The organism is Streptomyces sp. ADI95-17, from assembly GCF_003846175.1.
GTDB lineage: Bacteria > Actinomycetota > Actinomycetes > Streptomycetales > Streptomycetaceae > Streptomyces > Streptomyces sanglieri.
In genome coordinates this window covers 390,785-402,105 of the sequence record NZ_ML123051.1, presented here as the reverse complement: position 1 = coordinate 402,105, position 11,321 = coordinate 390,785, and the positions used below count along the sequence as shown (strand labels likewise).

Below are 11,321 nucleotides of genomic sequence, written 5' to 3'. Positions count from 1 at the left end.
GGGCCTGTCCGGCGGATCATGGCCTGGGCGAGGTTCCCCACCTTGTCTCTGGAGCCAGTCCAACAGGCCGGCGACGTGATCCACCGGACGCCGTAGGGTGATCGTGTGGACGTATCTGAGGTGTTGGGGGAGCAGGATGCGCTGCGAGCCGAAGCGGAGGGCGTGTATCGGGAGTTCCGGCTGGACAAGCTGCTGGCCGATGTCGGCACTCCGACCATCGTCGGGAGCGCGGCGCTGGGCCTGATGGTTCGTCGGGATCTGGATCTGGACGTGGTGTGCGAGCGTCTGGACGATGCTGCCGTGGCGGCCGTCGCCGCGGTCGGTGCTCGGCTCGCGACTCACCCACTCGTCCGTCTTGTGACCTTTCGCAATGACTGCGGGGCGTGGAACCGGGAGCCGGACGCCTACCCCGACGGCCTGTACCTTGGTGTGGAGTGTGTATCGTCCGGGGCCGCCTGGAACCTCGACGTCTGGTTTCTCGACGAGCCCGAACGTCAGCCCTCGACCGCCCACCTGACTACCCTGCGCCCGCGTCTGACGGACGAGAGCCGCGCGGCCATTATCGAAATCAAGCGGACTTGGGCCGACCGTCCCGAGTACGGCACGACTGTCAAGAGCTTCGACGTCTACCGCGCGGTCCTCGATGACGGCGTCCGCGATTCCGCACGGTTTGAGACCTGGGTCGGGCAACGGAAGAAGCCGCAGCCCTGAGTACTACGCCGTGCAGGCTTCGAGCGGCGGATCACGTGCGGAGCCAGAGCCGGACCGCGGCAACGGTGACAGTGCCGTGAAAGATGAAGGCGCGTTTGTCGAATCTCGTAGCCACGGCCCGGAAGTTCTTCAGTGTGTTGATCGTCCGCTCTACTTCGTTGCGGCGCTTGTAGATCGTCTTGTCGAAGCCGGTGGGTCGACCACCGTGGCTGCCGCGCCTTTTGCGGTGGGCCCGTTGGTCCTTCGGTTCGGGGATGGTGTGCTTGATCTGGCGTCTGCGCAGGTAGCGGCGGTTGCGTCGGGAGCTGTACGCCTTATCGCCGCCGAGGTGGTCCGGCCGGGTCCTGGGGTGCCCGCCACCGCGGCGGCCGACGCGGATGCCTTCCAGGATGAACTGCGGGGCATCGCCCCACTGGCCTGGTGTGATCAGCAGGGACAGCGGGCGGCGACTGCCCTCCCCAGCGAGGTGGATCTTGGGTCAGTCCGCCCCGAGAGGCGCCCCAGCGGCGGCTAGATCATTTCGTTGAGAAAACCTTACTGCCATCTTGGTGGCGCCTGCCTGCGAGCGCCGCCTGGCACGAACACCGACTGGCGTCGGGTCAGGCGGTAGTAGGCGTTCTGGAACTACGGTTGGCGGACGCTCGCGCCGCGGCGGGATCATCGGTTGCGATGGGAGAGCGGGCTACGCCCGCCCCAGGACGGACTGCAGCATCGTCAGCAACACCTCGCCGCCGGCGGCGAGGTGTGCGTTCGCCTCGTCGGCACCGGCGTTCAGGATGTCGACGGTGTTTTTCAGACCGTCGAAGGCGCCGACGAGAACGGTGGCGAGCAGGGTCGGGTCGACCCCGACCGCTGCGTCCGCCGCGCGCTGGGCGCCGCGGATGAGGTCGGCGACGTCGTCGATCCAGGTCCGGGTCAGCTGGGCTGCCAGCGGGCGGGTTTCGGGAACGTCCGCCAGGTCCTGGATCAACCGGGCGATGACCCAGGCGTCCGGGTCATCGCGGTGCAGGTCGAGCATCGTCGGGAGCAGTGCTTCGAGCCGATCGACCCCTTCCGGTGTCGTGGCCAGTCTCGTGCGGACGAGGTCGAGCCACTGTGCGTGCTTGGCGGACAGAACCGCGATCGCGAGCGCTTCCTTGCTCTCGAAGTGGAAGTAGACCGAGCCCTTGGTGAGTCCACTCTCCATGACGACGTCCGCCATCCGGGCACGGTCGTAGCCGAGTCGCGCGAACACTCCCGCGGCTGCCTCCAGGATGCGGTCGCGGGATGCGGCTCCATGGGCGGTGGATCCCGGCGGGCGGCCGACTCGCCTCGCGGGGGCACTGTTCCTGATCGCGCTTGCCATGGTCAGCATGATACTGGTAATTAAATAGACCAGCACGCAGGTTTAATTAAGGAGGCTTGGCGATGTTCATCGACGATTTCGCTCGCGCGGCCGAGGCTGCTGTCAATCACCACAGCATCGACGAAGTGACCGCCCTCTGGCGTGAACCGGCCCGGTACGACTCGCCCCTGACCGGCCCCCAGGAGGGGATCGATGCGCTAGCCGCCCGCGAGTCGGCGCTCTTCGCGGGCTTCAGCGACCTGAGGGCGAGCATCCGTCCGCTGGGCCAGGACGGCCTCACCGGCTCGATGCTGGTCCGCTTCGAAGGCACACACGACGGCGAGTACGGGGCGTTCGCGGCCACCGGCAACTCGATCGTCATAGAGATGGCGGCCGTCATCACCTTCGACTCGGAGGGCTATGTAGTCGAGGAGCGGCTCTTCGCGGACAGTGCGACCGTGGTCGGCCAACTCACGCACCACTCCCCGTCCCACGACTGATCGACCGGCGAGCCACGACGCTGCCCCGGGCACGGCCTTGTCTGCCGCTGCTGCACCGACTGACCGCACCTGGGCCACACATGCCCCTTGCCCTGGCTGTGCAGCGCCCGTGACCTGAGCACGCGTTCAGTCTCAGTCCGCTGTACGGGGGCATGTGGTCGGTGAACCAGTCACGGGCTACATCGATGACCTTCTCCAGGGCGCCGGTTTCTCGAAGAGGCGGGTGACGCCGGGGACGACCACGAGGCGGTTCTCGCAGATCAGCGGTTCTCGCAGATCAGTAGTGTTGGCGCCGTCACCGACGGCCGTCGTGGCCCCGCCAGGTAGGGCCTGCCGCCCCGCGAGACGACCGCGGTGATCCGCGCATGTGGCTCGGCGGCTGCCCACCACGCGGAAGTCCCGCGTGGTGGGCAGGAATATCGGCTCGTCGGCCTCCTCGCCGAGCCGTGCGGTCCAGTCGTGAAGTGCCACGGGGACGGCGAGCACGATCCGTGCAGCCCCGCGGGCACGTGAGGTGTGCAGGGTCTTCTCGTCGTCGGAGGTGACTGGTGCCTGGGACTCGTTCCCGCCCTCACGTCATCGTGACGACGACTTTGCCGGCCTTTGCCCGTCCCTTTTCGACGTACTCCATGGCCTGAAGGGTTTCCTCGAACGGGAAGACGCGGTCGACGACGGGGCGGATCTTCCCGGCGTCAATGAGGGGGCTGAGTTCGCGCAGTTGGTCGCCACTGGCCTTCATGAACAGGAAAGAGTACTTCACGCCGTGGCGCTTCGCGCTGCGCCGGGTCTTGAAGCTGAGTGCGGTCATGGCCAGGCGGAGGATCGGGTTCACGCCGAGTTCACGGGCGAAAGCCGGGTCGGGAGGGCCCGCGAAGCTGATGGCCATGCCGCCGGGCTTGAGCACGCGCAGGGACCTGGCGAGGTTCTCGCCGCCGAGGCTGTCGAGGACGACGTCGTAGCCGTCGAGGACCTCTTCGAAGTCCTGCGTGCGGTAGTCGACGACGACGTCCGCGCCGAGGTCCTTGGCCAGGTCGACCTTGGCGGTACTCACGGTGGTGGCCACGTGCGCGCCCAGCGCCTTGGCCAGCTGGACGGCGATGGAGCCGAGGCCGCCCGCGCCCGCGTGGATGAGGACCTTCTGACCCGGCTGCACTTGTGCCCGCTCGACCAGGGCCTGCCATGCGGTCAGGGCGACCAGGGGGAGGGAGGCGGCCTCGGCCATGGTGAGCGTGGCGGGTTTGGGTGCCAGGTCGTCCTGGTGAACGGCGATGAGTTCGGCGAAGGTGCCGATGCGGTCCTTGTCGGGCCGGGCGTAGACCTCGTCGCCCACCGCGAAGCGGGTGACGGACGGGCCGACCCGGACGACCGTCCCGGCGAGGTCGTTGCCCAGAACGAGCGGGAGACGGTAAGGCATGAACGCCTTGAAGTCTCCGTTGCGGATCCTGAGGTCCAGCGGGTTGACGCCCGCCGCGTGGATCTTGACCAGGACATCGTCGGCAGCCACCTGGGGGTCGGGTATTTCGGCGGCGCGCATCCCGGCTTGGCCGCCGTACTTCTCGACCACGAAAGCCTTCATCGTCGTCTCCGTTCCGTTTCCCGTCCGTGAAAGGTCGGGGTCTCCGCTCGCCCCGGGCTTCTGCCAGTACGAGACAGTTCGTGTTGTTCTTCTGGCTGCGGCGCGGGCGCACCGAGTCCTCAGCCGCGTTCACCCATCAGGCCACCGGCACGACCGGGGCGGTGAGGCGGTCGGCGGCACCTCCCTGGAGGCGGTCCAGGGAGGCGGCGATCCCTTCGTGGGGCGCGCCGAGCGGCACCGCGCTGACCTCGGTCAGGCGGGTGTACTGCGCGTCGGTCAGCTGGATGTCGAGGGCGCCGAGGTAGCTGTCGAGCTGGGAGAGGTTGCGCGGGCCGATGATCGGGACGAGCGTGGCCACGGAACGGGCGGCGCGCTCGCGCACCCAGGCCACCGCCACCTGGGCGGGCGTCACGCCGGTCTCCTCGGCGATGGCCAGGACGGTGTCGACGACGGCGGTCTTCTGGCCGGTGCTCTCGGTGTGGATGACCATGCCCAGGTCGCTCAGGCGCCCCTCGGCGGAGCTGCGGTACTTGCCGGTGAGCAGTCCGCCGCCGAGCGGGGACCACAGGGCGGCGCCGAGCCCGAGGCTCTCGGCCATGGGCAGGAGCTCGCGGTCGGCGGTGCGCTCGACGAGGCTGTACTCGTGCTGGATGCCCACGATCGGGGCCCAGTTCTTCAGGTCCGCGAGGGTCACGGCGCGCGAGACGCGCCAGGCGGGGAAGTTGGACAGCGCGGCATGGTGGATCTTGCCGGAGCTCACCAGGTCGTCGAGTCCGCGCAGGATCTCCTCCATCGGCGTGAGCTCGTCGGGGAAGTGCACCCACAGCAGGTCGATGTAGTCGGTGCCCAGGCGCTTCAGGCTGGCCTCGACCGAGGCGATCATGTTCTTGCGGCTGTTGCCCGTCTTGGAGATGTCCGGCTGCGGGGCGGCGCCGAGGGTGAACTTCGTGGCCAGGACGAAGTGCTCGCGGTCGGCGGAGATCAGCCTTCCGGTCAGTTCCTCCGACTCGCCGAACTGGTAGCCGTCTGCGGTGTCGAGGAAGGTGCCGCCTGCCTCGGCGAACCGGCCGAAGATCCGGCGTGCCTCGTCCGGCTCGGCTCCGGCGCCCCAACCGGTGCCGAAGTTCGCGGTGCCGAGCGCGTACTCGGACACGCGCAGTCCGGTCCGGTGTCCGAAGGTCGTGTAACGCATGAGTTGTCCTTGCATGAAGGGTGGGAAGGCGGTCGCGCCGGGGTGGAGGGGTGAGCGTCAGCCCGCGTTCGGCTGGGGTGCCGCGGACAGGCTCTGCTTGACGTACCGGCTGGTCTCGTCGGCGAGGATCTCGGGCAGGCCGGTCTCGATGCCGTACAGGGCCTGGGCTGCGACGTCGGCGGCGGCGACCTTCTGATCGGCGGGCACGCCGGAGGCCATGTCGGTGTCCATGTAGCCGACGTGCAGCGCCGAGACGGCGATGCCGCGAGGCGCCAGCTCGTCGCGCGTGGCACCGGTCAGTGCCCAGGCGGCGGCCTTGGAGGCCGCGTAGGAGCCGAGGCCAGCTGGGTGGAACCAGGACAGGGCGGACAGGACGTTGAGTACGGCGCCGCCGCCGTTGCCCTCGATGACGGGGGCGAACGCGCGGGTCGCGGCGAGCGGGCCGAAGAAGTTGGTCTCCATCTCCCGGCGCACCTCATCCACGTAGCCTCCGATCAGCGTCGCGCCGGTGGAGATGCCCGCGTTGTTGATCAGCAGTGTCGCGTCGGACGCCACGCGGGCGGCCTCCTGTATCGACGCCTCGTCCATGACGTCCAGCCGCAGCGGGATGACGCCCGGCACGTCGACCGCCTCGGGGCGTCGGGCCGCGCCGTACACCTTCGCGCCGCGCTCGACGAGCTGGGCGGACAGGTGCCGCCCGAGCCCTCGGTTGGCACCGGTGACGACCGCGACCGTGTTCTTCAGTTCCATGCTCGCTCCTGGTCCTGGCGGGCGCCGGCGGCCACCCGCAACGAATTAGATTATGCATTCAATCTAAACACGGGTCTATGATAGATGCCAGTCAACATCCAAACGGGAGCTGGTCATGGGCCGCGTATCGCAGGCGCAGGCGGAGGAAAATCGCAGGCGGGTGGTAGACACCGCATCCCGGCTGTTCCGGGAGCAGGGCACGCAGGTCAGCGTCGCCGACCTGATGAAGGCGGCCGGCCTGACCCACGGCGCGTTCTACAAGCAGTTCGCCTCCAAAGAGGCGCTCGTCGACGAGGCCACCGCCCACGCCTTCGCCGAGCTCACCCAGCGCTACAGCGCCGGGCTCGAGCGGCACGACGGGCAGCGCGACGCCGCCCAGCAGGCGCTGATCGACACCTACCTCTCCGTCGAGCACCGCGACGACCCGGCAGACGGCTGTCCGGTCGCCGCGCTCGCCACCGACATCGCGCGCGAAGGCGGGGGGCGCGAGGCCCGTCGCGTCTACGCCGAAGGGGCGGCCGACTTCGCCGACTTCCTCGCCACCGACGACCAGGACGGCATCGCCCGCCTCTGCACCCTGTTCGGTGCGCTGGTCCTGTCCCGGGCCACGAAGGGCTCCCCGCTCTCCGAGGAGATCCTCGCCGCCGCACACGCAGCCTTGACGGAAACCGGCTGATCAAAGGCGCGGTGCGGGGTGCACGTCGACCGCACTCGTGGGCGACGAGGCGTCCGCGGCCAGGCGGAGGCGGCGGGAGAAGCCGTCGGCGCCTGGCGCATCGACTCCACCGCGCGCCGGACATCGGTCAGATTCCCGGGCCACATGCCCGTGAAGTGGAAACTGCGCAACCGACGTCAACGCGTCAGCAGGACTGCGATCTGCTCCCGGATGTCACGCACGATCTCGTCCACGCTCGCGGCGACGTTCACACTTGCCGCCATCGCGAGGAACATCACGGCCGACACGACGCGCGCCGTTGTCGCCGCGTCCCCCTTGCTGACCTGTGCGTCCCGGCACAGCACGGCGGCCACGGCCTCCTCGGTCTGCCCGGTGATGGCGAGGGCCTCGCGGTGGTGGGGCTCGGCGGGGTCGCCGAAGACCATCTCCCGCAGGTAGACGCGCCCGTTGTCGACCTGCGTCCGGTTGCATTCGACGACCGGCCGGACAATCGCCATCACCGCTTCCAGCGCGTCCGGGATGTTCTCGGCATCCGCCCGGCCTCGTTCGAGGGCTTCGGCGTAGAAGGGCAGGCCTACGCCGACGGACTACGCCGCCGACGGCCCCGGCCCGGGGACAAATGGCATCTGGACGAGGTCTTCATCAAGATCAACGGCGAGCGGAAGTACCGGTGGCGGGCGTGCCGCTCACCGCGAGGTCATGCCCTCTGTCGAGCACCGCTCCCACAAGGGCCTGAACAACCGGGCCGAGAACAGTCACCAGCCCACCAGACAGCGTGAACGCGCGATGAGAGGCTTCCGCTCCGCCGGCGGAGCGGAATGCTTCCTGTCCTCGTTCAGCGGCATCTCACCCCACTTCCGACCTCGCCGCCACCTCATGGCCGCACCCGACTACCGCGCCGAAATGACCGTCCGCTTCACCATCTGGGAGCAGATCACCGGCGCCACCGGCCTGCCCATCACACCCTGAACACACAGCCGGAACCCGACCGCACCACACCCTGTCACGCCGTCAGACACCCACCCAACAACGTGACAGTGCCCAACCAGCCCCGGCCGGACACCCCAATCATCACCCTCGCCGGACCCACCAAACCTGCCCTGACCTCACGGAAATGACCTAAATCACCGGTATTGGACCTAGATGGTCATTTGTGAAAGAACGGGGCGCCCGGGCGGCCCGCATACAGCGACGCAGCGTTCATCGTCCGTCGTGCGGACGGATGAGAAGCAGGGCGATGTCGTCATAGCGGGGCGCGGATTGTTCGGCGTGGCGGAGGAGGACATCGGCGAGGGCGTCGAGGTTCTCGGGTTCCACTGCTGCCAAGTGGCCAGCGAGCGTGTTGGTGGCGTCGTCGATGTCGGTGCCGGGGGTTTCGACGAGTCCGTCGGTGTACAGGGCTAGGACGGCGCCGGGAGGGAGGGGGATCTCGGTGGTGGGGTAGTCGGCGGCCGGGTCGATGCCCAACAGTAGCCCTGGCGGCACGCGGAGGATGTCGGTGTGCCCGTCGGGGTGGCGGAGCAGGGCAGGGGGGTGCCCGGCCGTGGCGAGAAGGGCGCGGTGGTGGGTGTGGTCGAGGTGGGCGATGAGGCAGCTGGCGAACAGGCCAGGGTCGAGGTCGACCAGGAGGCGGTTGGTGCAGGCGAGGACCTTGCCGGGGGAGGCGCCGACGGTGGCGGCGTAGGCGTGGACGGCGGTGCGGACCTGTCCCATGAGGGCGGCGGCGGTGGTGTTGTGGCCTTGCACGTCGCCGATCACCGCGACGGCCGTCGTGGGTGAGCAGACGATGAGGTCGTAGAAGTCGCCGCCGATGTCCATACCGTGACCGGCTGGGCGGTAGCGGGCGGCGACGTCGAAGCCGGGGAGTCGCGGCAGGGTGTGGGGCAGCAGTCCGGTCTGCAGGGTGTGGGCGAGAGTGAGTTTCGCGTCGTAGAGGCGGGCGCGGTCCAGGGCCTGGGCGATCAGGCCGGTCAGTGACGTGAGCATGGCCCGCTCGGCAGGCGGGAAGGGTCGAGGCTGGTCGTAGGCGAGGACCAGGGAGCCGACCGGGCGTCCTGACACGATCAGGGGGAGGAAGGCCCAGGCTGCCATCTCGTCCTGGTTCACGGCAGGAGGGTAGGCCCTCTTGAGGTCGGCGAAGGTGGCGAAGAAGCTGGCCACACCTGTGGTGACGACACGCGCGGCGGGGGTGTCGGAGGTCAGGGGGGCCGCATCGAAGCGGTCCATCAGTTCCGGGCTGTAGCCGCGGTAGCCGGTGATCCGCAGCCGTCCGTCGTCCACCGCGAGAAGAGCCAGCGCCTCCGGGCCGAAGGCCGGAACGATCTGGTCGGCGGCAAGCTCGACCACGTCCTGCACACCGACGGCCTCGGCAAGGGCGGTGGCAAGGTGCGTCAGGTGGTACAACCCCGTCGCGCCGACGAGCCCGGCCGGGGAAGGGGCCGCGGCCTTGGCCGCCGTGGCGCTCGGATCCCCGCCGGTGGGGGTGATGTGGACGCTGATGCCGCTGTCGTGCGGGTAGAGCTGGAAGGACAGCCGGATGTCGGGTGGACGCCTGGCGGTGAAGGCGGTGGGCTGCCGGGAGACCGCCGCCTCCCGGTAGCGGTCTTCGAACACCGGGTCGTGCAGCCACAGAAGTACCTCCCAGGGGCGCTTGCCCAGCAGGGAGGCGGCACCGGCACCGACCAGTTCGGCACCGGCGGGGTTGATGTAGGTGAGCCGACCGTCCAAGTCGAGCGCGCAGCAGCCCACGGGCAGCTGCTCGGCACAGTGCAGTGCGGCCACGGCCTGGGCCGAGTCGGCCTCGCGGGAATGCGGCGCAGGCAGCAGACGGGGTTCGTCGGCGGGCCCCAGCGGACGGCCGCTGTCGGCGGCCTGTCGCAGGAGCGGGGCCGCACGCCGACAAAAGGCGGTGATCGTCTCCTGCTCGGCATCACTGAGCTGCGCCGGGTGCCAGACGGGCCACAGCAGCACGATGCCACCCCACACGGTGGTGCCGTCGGTGATCGGGGCTGCGGCGACCCTGAAGTCGTACGGCAGGACGATGCCGACCCGGGGGTAGCGGCGGGCGATCTCCTCCTGGCTGCCCAGCCAGACCAGGCGCCTCTGGCGCACGGCGTCCGCCACCGGGATCGCCGCATTGATGGGAACACGGGCCCAGGGAGCAGCGATCTCCCGGGACATCCCGGAAGCCAGCACCAGCCGCAGCACCCGCTCCCCCAACGGCAGGAGAAACACCAGCCCCACCGATGCGCCGGTATCCCGCATGACGTCGGCCAGGACCGCATCCAGCAGCCCCGTTCCGGGGCCGGCAGCACTTGCAGGGACAGCAGGGCCCCGCATGGCCGTCACCCGCCCCGGCCGGCAGGCGCGGCTCTGCGGCTGCGCCCGAAGCGGCTGCGGGCCGCCTCGGCGCTGATCCCCAGCCCTGCACCGATCTGTGCCCAGCTCGCCCCGGCCCGCCGATCCGCCAGCACCGCCGCGCGGACCAGCTGTCCGGCCAGATCAGATACCCGGGCCACGGCAGCGCAGTTCCAGCCCACGGGCGAACCCGGGCGGGGCGGCTCCGCGGGTAGCCGCGCGACGCTTGTGACGTGCAGCAACAGGAGCTCACCGGCCGCGGCCACCCCTTTCCGCGCGGGCGCTGCCTCCCGCCAACGGCGCCGGGCCCGCCAAGCCGCCTGCCGGTGCGCCGGCCGGCAGTACCGGCGCCCGTGGGCCTCGGACCCCGACAGCCGCGCACCGCACCAGCCACACCGCACGTCACCCATATAAGGACAATATGCCCGCCTTTGTGTGACGGCACCCCGTCCCGGCTTTGCCAGGGCCGCTCTCGCCCTCCCCGGCATCACCCGGATCAGGCTGCCCTCAGCTTCAACCCGACTGCTGCGACAGCAGGTTGGTGCAGGTCTTCCACTTCCACTCGAACCAACAGCGACTCACGGCGCAAACGAAAATCTTGCCAGAGCCCCGGACATGCACCGGTCGGTACGAATCAAAGTGCACAACCTTGATCTGACGCCTGTCCGTCCGCAAGGGCAGGAGCCCTCGCGGTACCTTCGCCCACCAGGCACGACCCGCGCCGTCCGTTCCGTCTTCAGTGCGTGGCCTGGTCTGCTGTTTCTCGGGTGATGTCGGTGTAGAGGCGGAAGAGAGTCGGGCGGGCTTCGCCCTGGTCGCGTTCGTGCAGGGCCGCCCAGCACTGGGCGATGAGCTTCCGGGCCTGGGTGCCGGGCCAGGGCCGGGGCAGGAGCTGAGGCGGCAGCAACGGGTCGGGCTCTATGGCGCGGGTGAGTTCGGCGGCCAGCTCGACAGCGATGGTGAGCAGTACGGATGGGGAGAGTTCGGCAGGGCCGGTGAGCCGGGCGAGGCGGGGCTGGGCGATGCGGCTGAGGCGGTGGTAGCGGTCGGCGATCTCCTGCAGGGGCCACAGACGTCGGGCGAGTTCGGCAGGTTCTTGGGTGTCGCCCCTGCGCAGGTCCGTCGTGGTGAGGAGGGTGAGCGCGCCGTGGGTGCCGAGGCGGTGGGCGGCTTCTTCGACGTACGGTTCCCATGTGTTGGCGCAGACGTACAGTCCGCCCTGGAGCGGGGCGCCA

Annotated in this window: 11 protein-coding genes and 3 pseudogenes; 4 read left to right on the top strand and 10 right to left on the bottom strand. The window is 69.4% G+C overall.

Going from position 1 to position 11,321, the window contains the following annotated elements:
- The first annotated feature begins 105 nt into the window (after window positions 1-105).
- The gene (locus EES42_RS36650; protein ID WP_124722508.1) at window positions 106-711 is read left to right on the top strand and encodes a hypothetical protein; all 606 of its coding nucleotides are present in this window, start codon (window positions 106-108) and stop codon (window positions 709-711) included.
- Between the two features lie 31 nt (window positions 712-742).
- Here EES42_RS36650 and EES42_RS36645 read toward each other — a convergent pair.
- Together EES42_RS36645 and EES42_RS36640 are read right to left on the bottom strand one after the other, a co-directional pair.
- Window positions 743-1,186: pseudogene (locus tag EES42_RS36645) on the bottom strand (transposase); the annotation flags it as partial.
- Window positions 1,187-1,393: 207 nt separating this feature from the next.
- Window positions 1,394-2,056 (bottom strand): TetR/AcrR family transcriptional regulator, encoded by a 663-nt coding sequence (locus tag EES42_RS36640; RefSeq protein ID WP_164495458.1) that lies wholly within the window; start codon window positions 2,054-2,056, stop codon window positions 1,394-1,396.
- Window positions 2,057-2,118: 62 nt separating this feature from the next.
- On the opposite strand from EES42_RS36640, the gene EES42_RS36635 reads away from it, so the two are divergent.
- Window positions 2,119-2,535, top strand: a complete 417-nt coding sequence (locus EES42_RS36635) for an ester cyclase (RefSeq protein WP_124722506.1) — start codon at window positions 2,119-2,121, stop codon at window positions 2,533-2,535.
- A 151-nt stretch (window positions 2,536-2,686) separates the two neighbouring features.
- On the opposite strand, the pseudogene EES42_RS46805 reads toward EES42_RS36635, so the two are convergent.
- From EES42_RS46805 to EES42_RS36620, 4 genes and pseudogenes are all read right to left on the bottom strand, one after another.
- Window positions 2,687-2,930: pseudogene (locus EES42_RS46805) on the bottom strand (phosphoribosyltransferase); the annotation flags it as partial.
- Window positions 2,931-3,106: 176 nt separating this feature from the next.
- Window positions 3,107-4,111, bottom strand: coding sequence for an NADP-dependent oxidoreductase (locus EES42_RS36630; protein ID WP_124722505.1), 1,005 nt, complete (start codon window positions 4,109-4,111; stop codon window positions 3,107-3,109).
- A 136-nt stretch (window positions 4,112-4,247) separates the two neighbouring features.
- On the bottom strand, window positions 4,248-5,303 hold the full coding sequence (locus EES42_RS36625) for an aldo/keto reductase (protein ID WP_124722504.1): 1,056 nt from the start codon (window positions 5,301-5,303) through the stop codon (window positions 4,248-4,250).
- Window positions 5,304-5,360: 57 nt separating this feature from the next.
- The gene (locus EES42_RS36620) at window positions 5,361-6,053 is read right to left on the bottom strand and encodes an SDR family oxidoreductase (protein ID WP_124722503.1); all 693 of its coding nucleotides are present in this window, start codon (window positions 6,051-6,053) and stop codon (window positions 5,361-5,363) included.
- 115 nt (window positions 6,054-6,168) lie between these two features.
- Between EES42_RS36620 and EES42_RS36615 the strand changes: the two genes are divergently transcribed.
- The gene (locus tag EES42_RS36615; protein WP_124722502.1) at window positions 6,169-6,729 is read left to right on the top strand and encodes a TetR/AcrR family transcriptional regulator; all 561 of its coding nucleotides are present in this window, start codon (window positions 6,169-6,171) and stop codon (window positions 6,727-6,729) included.
- A 176-nt stretch (window positions 6,730-6,905) separates the two neighbouring features.
- Here EES42_RS36615 and EES42_RS36610 read toward each other — a convergent pair whose 3' ends face one another.
- Entirely contained in the window at window positions 6,906-7,226 is a 321-nt protein-coding gene (locus EES42_RS36610) for a hypothetical protein (protein ID WP_241196849.1), read from the bottom strand.
- Window positions 7,227-7,283: 57 nt separating this feature from the next.
- Here EES42_RS36610 and EES42_RS36605 point away from each other — a divergent pair.
- Window positions 7,284-7,698, top strand: a pseudogene (locus EES42_RS36605) (DDE-type integrase/transposase/recombinase); the annotation flags it as partial.
- 231 nt (window positions 7,699-7,929) lie between these two features.
- On the opposite strand, the gene EES42_RS36600 reads toward EES42_RS36605, so the two are convergent.
- From EES42_RS36600 to EES42_RS36590, 3 genes are all read right to left on the bottom strand, one after another.
- Window positions 7,930-10,068: a SpoIIE family protein phosphatase gene (locus EES42_RS36600; RefSeq protein ID WP_124722501.1), complete on the bottom strand. Its 2,139-nt coding sequence runs from the start codon at window positions 10,066-10,068 to the stop codon at window positions 7,930-7,932.
- 5 nt (window positions 10,069-10,073) lie between these two features.
- Entirely contained in the window at window positions 10,074-10,247 is a 174-nt protein-coding gene (locus EES42_RS45185; protein ID WP_164495457.1) for a hypothetical protein, read from the bottom strand.
- 575 nt (window positions 10,248-10,822) lie between these two features.
- Window positions 10,823-11,321, bottom strand: a 499-nt coding sequence (locus tag EES42_RS36590) for a PaaX family transcriptional regulator C-terminal domain-containing protein (protein WP_277426163.1), incomplete at its 5' end; no start/stop codon positions are given.